Raw genomic sequence first — 14,505 nt, 5'->3', positions numbered from 1 at the left:
GAACCTCCTCGGGAAAGGGTACGAGAAAATTCCACTTCTGGCGTCAGCTAACCCGTGGGGGGATTACCCCTCGAAGCCCTTCCAAGTACTTGCATCCGATCAGGTGTTCGGTGTGGATTACCTGGAAAAGACTCAAGCGCTCCCATTGCGTGTGAGCGTGGATGGCAAAGTCAATGACAACATCACTGACTGGGCCCTCAAACAGTTCCGCGACCACTACCGCCCCGGCAAGGGCAAGCAGGCGCAAGCTGTCACCAGGCAAGCGATCTTCCACTACGTCTACGCCATACTGCACGATCCGGTGTACCGCGAGAAGTACGCCCAGAACCTCAAGCGCGAATTCCCACGCATCCCGCTGTACGGAGACGTCGAGGCCGACTTCGTGCGCTGGGCCACGCGGGGCAAACAACTCATGACACTGCACATCGGCTACGAGTCCGTCGACGCCTGGCCGCTCAAACGCACTGACATCGAGGACGAAAAGGCCCGCACTGCTGGCCAGTCGCCCAAGCCGCTGCTCAAGGCCGACAAGCCCGGCGGCCGCATCCTGCTCGACAGCGAAACCACCCTCGCCGGCATCCCGCCCGAAGCTTGGGACTACAAGCTCGGCAACCGCTCCGCGCTGGAATGGATCCTCGACCAGTACAAGGAAAAGACCCCGCGCGATCCCACCATCCGCGAGAAGTTCAACACCTACCGCTTCGCCGACCACAAAGAACACGTCATCGACCTGCTCCAGCGCGTCACCCGCGTCAGCGTCGAAACGCAAGCCATCGTCGAAGCCATGCGCAAGGAAACCACGCGATGACAGGAAACCTGGTCATGATCGGTGCATTCGTGCTGTCCGTGGCACTGATGCTGGCCGCCTCCATCGCTGTCAAGTATTGGCGTCGGCGCGACACCAGGCGCTCGCCCTTGCACGGCAAGAAGCTGGCAAATCTGCCGGGGCAACAGCTTGTGGGCCGGATGAACGACCACAGCGACGAGCTCCTGCTTGCCAGCATCGTCATGTACTTCTCCTTCCCTGTCATGCTGCTCGCTTGGGCAATGAGCCGCGTGCAATGGGAAACCGTCCAGCTCCGCACGATGGATTGGCTATTCGTCATCGGCGCCATCGCCATGTTCGCCTACGGCCTGCGGCGGTTCGTCGTGCACTGGGGTGCGAAGACACGGGCCCGCGACGGACTGGTGGCCGAGCAGATGACCGGCCAGCTGCTCAACCGATTGATCGGCCCAAACTGCATCGTCGCCCACGACCTGCCCTGCGAAGGCTTCAACATCGACCACATCGTGATCGCACCGCGCGCCGTCTACGCCGTAGAAACAAAGTCGTTCCGCAAGCCCCGCGGCTCAAGCGACGACTCCCACTACAAGGTCACCTTCGACGGCGAAGCCCTCCGCTTCCCCGACTGGCGCGACGACGCTCCGGTCATCCAAGCCCGTCGCCAGGCCCAATGGTTGGCCCGCTACCTGCGCGAATCCTTAGGGCGCGAAATCCCCGTCATCCCTGCCATCGCCCTGCCCGGCTGGTGGATCGATAGGACCGAAGAATCCAAACGCTCCGACGTCCGCGTCTTCACCCCCATGGGCAAAGGCGCGGACTTCCTTCTCACCGGCCAGGAAGTACTCGACGACTCAACCAGGACGCTGGTCGCGCAGGCAATAGCATTGCGATATCCGGCGATAGAGGATTGAAGCGAATTCAATTCCGGTTAGCTGATTCTCTTCTAGAGCATTTCACGCGTTCCTTCAGGAGACGCCAGATTGAATGACCCCTCTAACCAAAAACAGGGTGAAGTAAAACGCCCTTCAAAACGGGGGACCGAACATGCTGACCATCCGGAATGGGGCTTTCGGAGAGAGGCAGTGCTCTGGATCGGCGACATACCTGCCAAGCCCAACATGGCCACGATCAGCCGAGAAATGTGCACCTGGCTGCAGAGAAAAACTTATGCACTTCCACTCTTCACAAAAGAGAGCAGGAAGCTGACATGCCAAGTCGACAACCCTTACACGTTCAGCTTGGGATCCATTAGCTTCACGCTCGCTAGCACTATCAATGACGCATGGGCATTCTCCGAGTCGGCCCAATCGATCGATCCGGTTGATGCCGAAGTCATGAGAATACGACTGGAGTCCGAACTCTCTCTCAACGTCGCCAGATTTTGCGAAGCCGCAATTAAGCAGTTGCTCTACTGCACATCATTCCCTAACAAGCACTACAAGAGTGCTTCTTTGCAACAGTTGCTTGCCAAGGACTGCGAGGCATGCAGAAAGAGTGGTGGCGAGGGTCACGACGTATCATTGCTCGGAGCGCTGGCGCACCGCTATTTTTTATGCCTGAAGTTCGATCATTGCGCGTTCGAACACTTGAAGCTGGTGGCAAGGCGGCGAAACGCCGAAGCGGCACATGCCAACTCCCCTGTTCTAAATCCAAGAGACTCGAGCCAATCCCGAGCCGATCTGAAGAAGTCACTGCTCGAAATCGGTCATGAACTCGGCCACATGGCCGATCACATCAGCGAAGTGGAAGAAAAGATGTTCAACGAGACCAAGCTGTTCATTGGGCATTACCCAAACCGGCCGCCGCATGACGAACTTGCCAAAGTCCCGATCAGGCCACTATGGCAGTACTACCCAGAACTTCTCGCGAAGAACAAGTCAAGCACCCGGTCTATTCAAGAACAACAAAAGGAATAGACAGATGGATCGGAGGAAATTAACGCCGACCAATTATCCCCGGCCATTTTTCTGTCCACTGCCCCTTTAGATCCAACAATCCAATCCGCCCCTCTTCATTCCTCGCTACAAAAGAGCCGCGCGCGGAAACGAGAGTCCTGCTTGCACCGCGCTACCAATAATAGGCAACAAGTCGCGGATTGCATCTGCATGCACAACGTTTCCCAAGTTCATCATCGCAGGAACAATCGGAACCAGAGTCGTCGCAGCCGGCACATCACGCCGAACTATGCGACCTTCTCTATCAATCCATGGGCCCGAAGCAAGAACTCCGAGAAGGTGAGCTTTTGAACCTGGGGTATAAGCGCCTCCTCTCTGCCTAAACATCACATCTTCGAAAAGGAAGACTGGAGATCCACTTGAACCGGGGAAACAAGCGGCATCAATTACAAATTCACGTCTTCCATTCCACCGGACGAAAGGATGCGACGCAGTGCTACCCCGCCTCACCAATGGCCTATTATTTGACTGATCCCATAGCCCGTTCGGATAACCGATCATTGCCACCGATTCGATTACTCTTATGTGTGGCCTTTCGTCACCCGGGACCAAATAACTATCGTTCAGATAAGCCAGCCTCAGCTCACGCCCATCGGAAACAACCGCGTCGCATATGTCTTGAATTGGAAACGCGCAAAGATCAACGTTTGGGTCTGGATGCAGCATCAACCGCTGGTCAATTCCAGAGATCAGTGCTTCTCTGTGTTGATCATTCTGAGTCGCACCAGTCTCATCGGGCTGCTCTCCTGGATTGCAAGTGGTTAAAAACAGTTTCGCATCAACAAAGCCTTTAACAACATGCTTGTTGGTTATCACCAATGGAATTTGAGCAACCCCCTCTGGCGCACCAAAATCCGTGATGTAAAAGAATCCGGTCCCGACAGATGTGAAATCCCCACCGCTTCCGCATAGCAGGCGAACGGTGGACAGAGAAATGTATGTTGAAGGGCTCATCAGGTGCTGGCGTAGTGTACTTACATGTTGCGGCGGTACTCGCCACCCACGTCGTAAAGGGCATGGCTGATCTGTCCCAAAGAGTGCGTCTTCACCGCCTCCATCAACGCCGCAAACACGTTCTTCCGATCGCGAGCAGTCTGCTGCAAATACCCCAACCCATGCCCATCGTGCACCATCGGTGCCTCTTCGTCGGCATCGGCCATGTGCCCATGCGAGGTCTCCCCCTGCGGCGCCAGCTGGTTGCGTGACTGCTGCCACCGCTGCACATTCTCGATCTGCTGCCCCTTCTCCCCTTCCGTACTCCGGATCAGCTCGATCTCGGTGGCAATCTCGCCCGCATGCTCCTTGGGCAAGAAGGTGTTGACGCCCACCAGCGGCAGCGAGCCGTCGTGCTTCTTGTGCTCGTAGTACAGGCTCTCTTCCTGGATCTTGCCGCGCTGGTACATGGTGTCCATGGCGCCGAGCACGCCGCCGCGCTCGCTGATGGCTTCGAACTCCTTGTAGACGGCTTCCTCGACCAGGTCGGTGAGGTACTCGACGGCGAAGCTGCCCTGCCAGGGGTTCTCGACGAAGTTGAGGCCGAGTTCCTTGTTGATGATCATCTGGATGGCCACCGCGCGACGCACGCTTTCCTCGGTGGGCGTGGTGATGGCTTCGTCGTAGGCGTTGGTGTGCAGGCTGTTGCAGTTGTCGAATAGGGCGTACAGGGCCTGCAGTGTGGTGCGGATGTCGTTGAACTGGATCTCCTGCGCGTGCAATGAGCGGCCGCTGGTCTGGATGTGGTACTTCATCATCTGCGAACGTTCGTTGGCGCCGTAGCGCTCGCGCATGGCGCGGGCCCAGATGCGACGGGCGACGCGGCCGATGGCGGTGTATTCCGGATCCATGCCGTTGGAGAAGAAGAACGACAGGTTGGGCGCGAAGTCGTCGATCTTCATCCCGCGCGCGAGGTAGTACTCGACGATGGTGAAGCCGTTGCTGAGGGTGAAGGCGAGCTGGCTGATCGGGTTCGCCCCGGCTTCGGCGATGTGGTAGCCGGAGATCGACACCGAGTAGAAGTTGCGCACGCCGTTGTCGACGAAGTACTGCTGGATGTCGCCCATCATCCGCAGCGCGAACTCGGTGCTGAAGATGCAGGTGTTCTGGGCCTGGTCTTCCTTGAGGATGTCGGCCTGCACGGTGCCGCGCACGGTCTTGAGGGTCTGCGCCTTGATGCGGGCGTAGGTCTCGGCGTCGACGACCTGGTCGCCGGAGACGCCGAGCAGGCCCAGGCCGAGGCCGTCGTTGGTGGGCGGCAGGTCGCCGTGGTAGGTCGGCTGCTCGCGGCCTTCGAAGAATTTCGCGATCTTCCTCTCGGCATCCGCCCAGCGCTGCGGGTCTTCCTTGAGGTATTTCTCCACCTGTTGGTCGATGGCGCAGTTCATGAACATCGCCAGGATCATCGGCGCGGGGCCGTTGATGGTCATCGACACGCTGGTGGTGGGCGCGCACAGGTCGAAGCCGGAGTACAGCTTCTTCATGTCGTCGAGCGTGGGGATGTTGACGCCGGAGTTGCCGATCTTGCCGTAGATGTCCGGGCGCGGCGCGGGGTCTTCGCCGTACAGGGTGACGGAGTCGAACGCGGTGGACAGGCGCGCGGCCGGCTGGCCGACGGACAGGTAGTGGAAGCGGCGGTTGGTGCGCTCGGGCGTGCCTTCGCCGGCGAACATGCGGATCGGGTCTTCGCCGGTGCGGCGGTAGGGGTAGACGCCGCCGGTGTAGGGGTAGGAGCCGGGCAGGTTTTCCTTGCCGAGGAAGGTGAGCAGCTCGCCCCAGGACTTGTAGCTGGGGGCGGCGATCTTGGGGACCTTCTGGTGGCTGAGGGATTCGCGGTAGTTGTCGACGCGGATCTCTTTGCCACGGACTTCGTAGGCGGTGGTGTCGTCGGTGATGGACTTGAGGCGCTGCGGCCAGTCGCGCAGGAGCTTGAGGGAGTCGCTGGTGAGGGACTGGAGGGCGTCGTTGTAGCGTTGGCGGAGCGTCAGGAGCGAGCGGTCGGGGGCCGCGCTCGCATTTGTAGGAGCGGCTTCAGCCGCGAGCTTTTGATCCTGCTTGCCTTCCGACGAAGGGCTCGCGGCTGAAGCCGCTCCTACAGGGTTCGTGGCTGCGGTGAGGTCGTCGGCGTGGTAGAGGTCGAGCTGTTTGGGGAGCTTCGGGTCTTCGAGCTCCTGCAGGGCCTGCCAGCAGGCCTGGGCGCGGTCGGCGGCTTCGGCCTGTTTTTCGATGGCGGCGTTGATGGCGCGGCCCTGTTCGGCGATTTCGGCGAGGTAGCGGATGCGGGCGCCGGGGATGAGGACGGTGGCGCGGGGTTCCTTGAGGGTGACGTCGAGTTTGGGGGTCCAGTCGATGGCCCCTTCTGCCCTTGTAGGAGCGGCTTCAGCCGCGAGCTTTTTGTCTTTGTCGGTGCCCGTGGAAGAGCTCGCGGCTGAAGCCGCTCCTACAGGGGCATCCGGTACAGGGGCATCCGGGCCGAGGTGGAGCTTTTCGCGCAGCAGGCGGCACAGGTTGACGAACATCCAGCTGATGCCGGGGTCGTTGAACTGGCTGGCAATCGTCGGGTAGACGGGGACGTCCTCGTCCTTGACCTGGAAGGCGACGCGGTTGCGCTTCCACTGCTTGCGGATGTCGCGCAGGGCGTCTTCGGCACCGCGCTTGTCGTATTTGTTGAGGACGATCAGTTCGGCGAAGTCGATCATGTCGATCTTCTCGAGCTGGCTGGCGGCGCCGTAGTCGCTGGTCATCACGTACATCGGGAAGTCGACGAGGTCGACGATCTCCGAGTCGGACTGGCCAATGCCGGCGGTCTCGACGATCACCAGGTCGAAGCCCAGCGACTTGAGGAAGGCGATGCCGTCCTTGAGCACGAGGTTGGTGGCGGCGTGCTGGCGGCGGGTGGCCATCGAGCGCATGTAGACGCGGTGGCTGCGCAGCGAGTTCATGCGGATGCGGTCGCCGAGCAGCGCGCCGCCGGTGCGGCGGCGGGTGGGGTCGACCGAGATCACGGCGATGCGCATCTGCGGGAAGCTGGCGAGGAAGCGGTTGAGCAGTTCGTCGGTGACCGAGGACTTGCCGGCGCCGCCGGTGCCGGTGATGCCGACGACCGGGGACTGGGTGCCGGGCGACTGCCACTGCTTGCGCAGCATCGCCAGCTCGGATTCGGAATAGCCGCCGTCCTCGATCGCGGACATGACGCGGCCGATGCCGATCTCGTCTTCCAGCGCGGGTTTCGCGGCGCCGGCGAGGCCTTCGGCGTCGGTGTCGCGCCCCTTCGCGTCCCGCGCCTGCGAGACGCGCTTGACGACGTCCTCGATCATTTCCACCAGCCCCAGCTTCATGCCGTCGTTGGGGTGGTAGATGCGCTCGACGCCGTAGGCTTCGAGCTCGCGGATTTCCTCGGGAGTGATGGTGCCGCCGCCGCCGCCGACCACGCGGATGTGGCTGGCGTCGTGTTCGCGGAGCATGTCGACCATGTACTTCATGTACTCGACGTGGCCGCCCTGGTAGCTGGACAGGGCGATGGCGTCGGCGTCTTCCTGCAGGGCGGCGCGGACCACGTCCTCGACCGAGCGGTTGTGGCCCAGGTGGATCACTTCCGCGCCCTGCGACTGGATCAGGCGCCGCATGATGTTGATGGCCGCGTCGTGGCCGTCGAACAGGCTGGCGGCGGTGACGAAGCGCAGCGGCGTGGTGTCCGGCTGGGCGGCGGGATGGGTGCCTTCGAGGGTGCTGGCGGCTGGCGTGCTCATGGCGCGCTCCAACTGAAGATATGGATGCGGCCGATTGTACCGTGGGGCCTTTCCGGTCCCTCCGTGCCCCTCCCGCCCCTCCCCGCCCCTCCCCGCCCGTGTAGGAGCGGCGGAAGCCGCGAGCTTTTGCCGTTGCCCTCCCCCTGCGACGGCAGGGGGAGGTTGGGAGGATGTGCTCACGGTTTGGGCTGATCCCGAAGACGCCCATCGCCAGCCTTCGCAGGGGACGGGGCAAAAGCTCGCGGCTTCCGCCGCTCCTACAAACGCGGGGCTTTGCTGTTGTCCCTCCCCCCAGCGAAGGCAGGGGAAGGGAGTGAAAGCTCGCGGCTGAAGCCGCTCCTACAGGAGCATGGGTCAGGACTCGAGGGCGCGGCAGAGGGCTTCGCGGCGGGCGCGCATGCCGGCGTCGGAGTGGTGCAGGTCGAATTCCACCGGCTGGCTGCTGCGTTTGCCGAGGATGCGGGCGATGGTGGCTTCGAGGGTGGCGCGGTCGTCGTCGAAGCCGCCGTGGGTGGTGGCGTTGGCGCCGTCGGGTGAACCCGGCGGCCGGCCGGCGGCGGGCGATTGCACCCAGTCCAGGCGGCCGGTCTTGAGCAGTTTGTGCACGCGTTCGTAGCCGTAGGCCTGGTCGGCGGCTGTCTTGGCCTCGATGAAGCGGGCCATGCCGGCGATCGGTGTGCCCTGCGACAGGCGGCGGTCGATCCAGCTGCGCGCCTGCTTTTCGAACGCGTGCGCGACCAGGTACAGCAGCGACTTGTGGTACACGCCGGCGCAGCTGTCGTCCTGTTCGGCCTTGTCGGTCAGGGTGAACAGGCAGGCGCGGTCGACCAGGCCGGCTTCGAGCGCGGGCACGTAGCTCATCAGGAACATGTCCATGGTGATCGCCGGCGCCCACAGGTTGACGCTGGCAACCTTGCGGCCCATGCCGAGCATGCCGTTGGCGGGGCCGCCGGTGATCTGCCCCTTCGCGGTCAGCAGCTGCAGCAGCGGCGCGAGCAGGATGGAGCCGGCGCTGTGGGCGGCCAGGTGCAGCTCGACCGCGCTGTCCTGCCCGGCCCATTCGTCGAGCAGGCGCGCGACCTGCGCCGCGCCGCCGCTTTCGACCAGGCGCCCGTCGGTGCTGCGCGCAACGGCGGTGGTGGACAGCAGCGCGTTCTCCTTCATCTCGTCCCACATGGCCTTGCCGCCGATGACGCGGGCGAGCGGTTCGAGGGTGTCGTCGAGGCGGTCGAGCAGCAGGTCCTTGGCTTTCTCGATCAGGCCTTCGCTGCGCGGGCGCGCGGCGTCCTTGAGGATGTTGCCCAGCGTGGTCCAGAAGTCGGTCTTCCAGACGAAGCACAGCGGATAGATCTCCTGCGCGAGCAGCGCCTCGCGGTAGTCGGCGACGCGCTGGATCGCGCTTTCCTCGGGCACCAGCCCGCCGTGGGCGTAGAGCAGCACGCGCTTTTTCTTCCAGCCCCGGGTGGCTTCGCGCATGTCGTCGCGCACCAGGTCGCGCACCTGCTGCGCACTGGTGCCGAAGCGGCCGCTGGCGCGCAGGCGGCCATCGTTGCCGAGGCTGACGATGTGCGGGCGCAGGTCGGCCTGCGAGTAGCCCACCGACTGGCGGCCGATCGACGAATTGCTCACCGCCGCCGACTGCGCGCGCTGCAGGTGCACGGGCACGGCCAGGCGCGCGACCCAGACGTCGGTGCCGCGTTCGAGCCATTCGTCGTAGCTGACGCGGGCGAAGCCCTTGCGGCCCCACGCGTCGCCCCAGGAGTTCTGCAGCCAGAAGCCGTCGCCGTCGTAGGCGACGATGGCGAAGGCGTGGTAGCCCATCACCGGCTGCTGCGTCCACGCGATCTGGCCGCTGGACGGCGGTTCGATCCAGCCGGCGTGCACGCCGCCGGAGGCGTACAGCACGCCGACTTCGGCAAACGCCGCGTGCATGGCCACCAGGTCCTTGTGGTTGACGCGGTAGTAGGCGCCGAGCGGGTTGCGCAGTGCGTCGCGGGCGCGGGCGTCGGTGTAGCAGTCGGCGGCTTCGCCCTGCGCGTCGGGCCAGGCCTGCGCGGAGCACACGCCGTGGCGGTGCCAGCCCTTCATCGCGCCGCGGCAGCTGGAGCCGGAATAGCTTTCGCCCTCCCATTCGTCGTAGCGGCGCGCCATCTCGTAGAACATGCGCGTGCTGACCCGCGTGTCGTCGGCGCCGGAGCCGCGCGTGCGCAGCAGGGTGTGGGCCACGGTGGCCAGGCCGAAGGCGGTGCAGGCGCCTTCGTCGCCCTGGTCGAGGACGGGCACGCCGAGTTCGAGGTAGCGCTCCAGCGGCACGTGCGTGGGCACGTCGACCAGGGTCGGTTCGAACATGCGGTCGCGGAAGTCGGCGGTGTCCGGGCGCGCATCGAGCAGGCGCGGACTGTCGGCCCAGGGGCCGGGGCCGGCGTGGGGCGTGCGCTTGCGCGAACCCTTGCGTGCGCTGCGCGTCGTCGTTTTCGTGGCCATCGGTGTTCCTCCATGCAGTGGAAACGCTGCGACCGCGCGGCCGGGGCCAGCATGCGGCGCCACCACCCGAGCATGCCCCGTGGCGGTCGCGAAAACAGCGACCGCGGCGGCAAAGCGGCTTGCCGCCCGGCCGGGGCGCCCGGATACTCGCCAGATCCCGCACCTGACCCTTGCGCGCGCACCGCGCCCCGGAGACTCCTGCATGTCACGAATCCAGCGCATCTTCGCCTGGGGACTGTTCACCCTCGTGCTGATGCTGCTCAGCGGCTGGCTGCTGGCCGACCACCTGACGCCGCGCGCGGTGGGCACGCCCTCGCACGCACTGCCGGTGCAGGCCGCGCAGACCGCGCTGGACCGCGAGATTGCGCCGCTGGTCGAAAAGCACGGCGGCAAGACCGGGATCATCCTCGTCCCGGACGGCCTGGACGCCTTCGCCGCGCGCGCGCTGTCGGCGCGCAAGGCCGGGCGCAGCCTCGACCTGCAGTACTACATCTGGCACAACGACCCCACCGGCCGGCTGCTCGCGCACGAGGCCTGGCAGGCGGCCGAACACGGGGTGCGCGTGCGGATCCTGCTCGACGACATGAACACCCAGGGCGACGACACCGACCTGCTCGCCTTCGACGCCCACCCCAACATCGAGATCCGCATCTACAACCCGTTCCGGAACCGCAACGGGCCGATGCGCGTGTTCGAGCTGGTGCAGCGCTTCTTCAGCGTCAATCACCGCATGCACAACAAGGCGTGGATCGCCGACGGCCGCGTCGCCGTGCTGGGCGGGCGCAACATCGGCCAGGAGTATTTCGACGCATCCACCGACACCAACTTCCGCGACCTGGACGCGGTGCTGTTCGGGCCGAAGGTCGAACAGGCCAGCGCGATCTTCGACGCGTTCTGGAACAGCGAGGCGGCGGTGCCGATCGCATCGCTGAGCAAGCGCTCTCAGCAGGAACTGGACGAGGCCGTTGCCCGCGTGCGCGCCGAAGCCGCCGGCGACCACGCGCGCGTGTACCTGCAGCGGGTGGACGCCTCGCCGACCGTGCGCGGCTACTTCCGCGGCGAACTCGCCCCGCACTGGAGCAGCGCCATCGAAGTGGCGTCGGATCCGCCGCTGAAGTGGAAGGAGGACGACCGCAGCGACTGGCTGGTGGGCAAGCTGTTCGGGCAGGTGCTGGGCGCCAAACGCCAGGCGCTGCTGATCTCGCCCTACTTCGTGCCCGGCGAGTCGTTCTCGCGGCGGCTGGTGGACCTGGTGCGCAAGGGCGTGGAGGTGGGCGTGGTCACCAACTCGCTGGCCGCCAACGACGTGCCCGCCGTGCACGCCGGCTACATGGACTACCGCGGCCCGCTGCTCGACGGCGGCGTGGACCTGTACGAACTGCGCGCGCAGGGCGGCGCGGAGAACCACGGCCTGTTCGGCAGCAGCGGCGCCAGCCTGCACACCAAGGCCTTCGTGGTCGACGACGAGCGCGGCTTCATCGGCTCGTTCAACCTCGACCCGCGCTCGGCCTACCTCAACACCGAGATGGGCGTGCTGTTCGAGGACCGCGACATCGCCGCGGCGGTGCGCGACGAATACCGCCGGCTGGCCGGCCCGGCGCTGAGCTACGAGGTCGTCCGTGGCGAGGACGGCAAGACGCAGTGGCTCGACCGCAGCCGCGACCCGCCGCTGGTACTGCACCGCGAACCCCAGACCACCGCCTGGCAGCGCGCGACGGCCAGGATGATCGGCTGGCTGCCGATCGAGTCGCAGCTGTAGGCGACCGTCGGCGGGATTCGCGGCTGGAGGGGGTTCGCGGCTGAAGAAAAACCGCGAAGCGACGGCCAGACAGCCCTTCTCCTGCGAAGCGGGAGAAGGGCTGGAGACCGGCTTTCTGCCCGCTGGGAGGGATCAGGAACCCGCCGGGAGCAGGCTCCTGCGGCCGCGCCCCATTCAGGTTGCCGCCCGGCCGCCGTCCCCACCCCCATACCCGCTCGAACGGGCTTTTGTGACGCAGGACGCGTAGAATGCCGCGCCGCCGGGCCGCCTCCTGCCCGTCCGGTCGCTGCCCTGCAGCGCACCCAACCCATTCCCCACTTTGCCGGCGTCCCGCGCAAGCGGAAGCGCGCCATGCAACGGAGTTTGTCGATGATCTTCGAACAACTGGACACCCTCGGCCACGAACAGGTCGTCTTCTGCCACAACAAGGACGCGGGCCTGAAGGCCATCATCGCGATCCACAACACCGTGCTTGGCCCGGCGCTGGGCGGCACGCGCATGTGGCCGTACAAGTCCGAGGCCGAAGCCCTCAACGACGTCCTGCGCCTGTCGCGCGGCATGACCTACAAGAACGCGGTCGCCGGCCTCGACATCGGCGGCGGCAAGGCGGTGATCATCGGCGACCCGTCCACCGACAAGTCCGAGGCGCTGTTCCGCGCGTTCGGCCAGTTCGTGCAGTCGCTGGGCGGCCGCTACATCACCGCCGAGGACGTCGGCATCGACGTCAACGACATGGAGCTGGTCTATCGCGAGACCGAGTTCGTCACCGGCGTGCACCAGGTGCACGGCGGCTCCGGCGATCCGTCGCCGTTCACCGCCTACGGCGCGCTGCAGGGCCTGATGGCCACGCTCAACAAGAAGTTCGGCGACGAGGAAGTCGGCAAGTACAGCTACGCCGTGCAGGGCCTGGGCCACGTCGGCATGGAGTACGTGAAGCTGCTCAAGGAGCGCGGCGCGAAGATCTTCGTCACCGACATCAACAAGACCCTGGTCGACAAGGCCGTCAGCGAGTACGGCGCCGAGGCCGTGGGCACCGACGAGATCTACGACGTCAACGCCGACGTGTACTCGCCGTGCGCGCTGGGCGGCACGGTCAACGAGCAGACGCTGCCGCGGTTCAAGTTCAAGGTCATCTGCGGCCCGGCCAACAACCAGCTGTCCGACAACGAGATCGGCGACGAGCTGGAGAAGCGCGGCATCCTCTACGCGCCCGACTACGCGGTCAACGCCGGCGGCGTGATGAACGTGGCGCTGGAAATCACCGGCTACAACCGCGAGCGCGCGATGCGCATGATGCGCACGATCTACCACAACCTCGCGCGCATCTACGAGATCGCCGAGCGCGACGGCATCCCGACCTACCGGGCCGCCGACCGCATGGCCGAGGAGCGCATCGCGGCGATGGGCAAGCTCAAGCTGCCGCTGGGCCGCACCACCCCGCGCTTCCAGGGCCGCATCCGCGGCGGCGCGTAAACTGCGCCGGAAGGCTTGACGGACAACGGGGCCTGCGCGCCCCGTTGTCGTTTGCGCACCAGGAAACAGACAAGGAGCTCCACATGCGCCCGTTCCCGCTGGGTGAAGACATCGATGCGCTGCGCGAGGCCGTGCGCCGCTTCGCGGACGCCGAAATCGCGCCGCGCGCCGAAGCCATCGACCACGACAACGCCTTCCCGCAGGACCTGTGGCCCAAGCTGGGCGAACTGGGCCTGCTGGGCATGACCGTGCCGGGCGAGTTCGGCGGCAGCGAGATGGGCTACCTCGCCCACCTGGTGGCGATGGAGGAGATCTCGCGGGCATCGGGCTCGGTGGGCCTGAGCTACGGCGCGCACTCGAACCTGTGCGTCAACAACCTTTACGCCAACGGCAACGACGTCCAGCGCGCGAAGTACCTGCCGAAGCTGTGCAGCGGCGAGTGGAAGGGCGCGCTGGCGATGAGCGAACCGGGTGCGGGTTCGGACGTGGTCGGCTCGATGGCCTGCCGCGCCGAGCTGCGCGGCGACACGTGGATCGCCAACGGCAACAAGATGTGGATCACCAACGGCCCCGAGGCCGACGTGCTGATCGTCTACATGCGCACCGCCGGCAAGGACGCGGGCAGCAAGTGCATGACCGCCTTCATCGTCGAGAAGGGCATGCAGGGGTTTTCCACCGCGCAGAAGCTCGACAAGCTCGGCATGCGCGGCTCGAATACCTGCGAGCTGGTGTTCGAGGACTGCGAAATCCCGGCCGAAAACGTGCTGGGCGAGGTCAACCAGGGCGTGCGCGTGCTGATGTCCGGCCTCAACACCGAACGCCTGGTGCTGAGCGGCGGCCCGCTGGGCCTGATGCAGGCCGCGCTCGACGCCGCCCTTCCCTACGTGCGCGAGCGGAAGCAGTTCGACCGCGCAATCGGCACCTTCGGCCTGATGCAGGGCAAGATCGCCGACATGTATACCGCGCTGCAGTCATCGCGCGCGTTCGCCTACCAGGTCGCACGCGACTACGACGCCGGCCACAAGTCGCGCATCGACGCCGCCAGCTGCCTGCTGCACGCCTCCGAAGCCGCCGTGCAGGTCGCGCTGGAAGGCATCCAGGCGCTGGGCGGCAACGGCTACATCAACGAATACCCGACCGGCCGCATCCTGCGCGACGCCAAGCTCTACGCGATCGGCGCCGGCACCAACGAAATCCGCCGCATGCTGATCGGCCGCGAGTTGTTCGAAGGCAACAGCTGAGCCAATCTCCAGCCTGCTTTTGTAGGAGCGGCTTCAGCCGCGAGCTTTTGCTGTTGCCGGAAAACAA

The 14,505-nt window shown here is 65.0% G+C and carries 9 protein-coding genes; 6 read left to right on the top strand and 3 right to left on the bottom strand.

All coding sequences use genetic code 11. The features are described 5' to 3' along the window. The 3 genes from ABD679_RS08640 to ABD679_RS08630 all read left to right on the top strand — a co-directional run. Positions 1–808, top strand: an 808-nt coding sequence (locus ABD679_RS08640) for a type ISP restriction/modification enzyme (protein ID WP_344759543.1), incomplete at its 5' end; no start/stop codon positions are given. After that, complete coding sequence (locus ABD679_RS08635; RefSeq protein WP_344759542.1) at positions 805–1,695, top strand: nuclease-related domain-containing protein; 891 nt, start codon at positions 805–807, stop codon at positions 1,693–1,695. The genes ABD679_RS08640 and ABD679_RS08635, both read left to right, overlap by 4 nt. Positions 1,696–1,764: 69 nt before the next feature. Then, complete coding sequence (locus ABD679_RS08630) at positions 1,765–2,700, top strand: hypothetical protein (RefSeq protein WP_344759541.1); 936 nt, start codon at positions 1,765–1,767, stop codon at positions 2,698–2,700. A gap of 105 nt (positions 2,701–2,805) precedes the next feature. Here the strand turns inward: ABD679_RS08630 and ABD679_RS08625 are convergent, their stop codons facing one another. The 3 genes from ABD679_RS08625 to ABD679_RS08615 form a co-directional block, all read right to left on the bottom strand. Then, positions 2,806–3,693 (bottom strand): S1 family peptidase, encoded by an 888-nt coding sequence (locus tag ABD679_RS08625; RefSeq protein ID WP_344759540.1) that lies wholly within the window; start codon positions 3,691–3,693, stop codon positions 2,806–2,808. A gap of 20 nt (positions 3,694–3,713) precedes the next feature. Beyond that, the gene (locus tag ABD679_RS08620) at positions 3,714–7,481 is read right to left on the bottom strand and encodes a methylmalonyl-CoA mutase family protein (protein WP_344759539.1); all 3,768 of its coding nucleotides are present in this window, start codon (positions 7,479–7,481) and stop codon (positions 3,714–3,716) included. 354 nt (positions 7,482–7,835) lie between these two features. Continuing rightward, positions 7,836–9,965 carry a C1 family peptidase gene (locus ABD679_RS08615; protein WP_344759538.1) on the bottom strand — a complete coding sequence of 710 codons (2,130 nt, stop codon included), beginning with the start codon at positions 9,963–9,965 and terminating at the stop codon, positions 7,836–7,838. Between the two features lie 202 nt (positions 9,966–10,167). Between ABD679_RS08615 and ABD679_RS08610 the strand changes: the two genes are divergently transcribed. From ABD679_RS08610 to ABD679_RS08600, 3 genes are all read left to right on the top strand, one after another. Continuing rightward, positions 10,168–11,724 (top strand): phospholipase D family protein, encoded by a 1,557-nt coding sequence (locus ABD679_RS08610; protein ID WP_344759537.1) that lies wholly within the window; start codon positions 10,168–10,170, stop codon positions 11,722–11,724. Between the two features lie 369 nt (positions 11,725–12,093). Then, complete coding sequence (locus ABD679_RS08605) at positions 12,094–13,197, top strand: Glu/Leu/Phe/Val dehydrogenase dimerization domain-containing protein (RefSeq protein WP_344759536.1); 1,104 nt, start codon at positions 12,094–12,096, stop codon at positions 13,195–13,197. Between the two features lie 83 nt (positions 13,198–13,280). Then, positions 13,281–14,438 carry an isovaleryl-CoA dehydrogenase gene (locus tag ABD679_RS08600; protein ID WP_344759535.1) on the top strand — a complete coding sequence of 386 codons (1,158 nt, stop codon included), beginning with the start codon at positions 13,281–13,283 and terminating at the stop codon, positions 14,436–14,438. The last annotated feature ends 67 nt before the right edge of the window (positions 14,439–14,505 follow it).

The sequence above is a fragment of the Luteimonas lutimaris genome, assembly GCF_039537065.1.
Taxonomy (GTDB): Bacteria; Pseudomonadota; Gammaproteobacteria; order Xanthomonadales; family Xanthomonadaceae; genus Luteimonas; species Luteimonas lutimaris.
The sequence above is the reverse complement of the archived record's forward strand: the minus strand, read 5'-3'. Positions and strand labels throughout refer to the sequence as shown.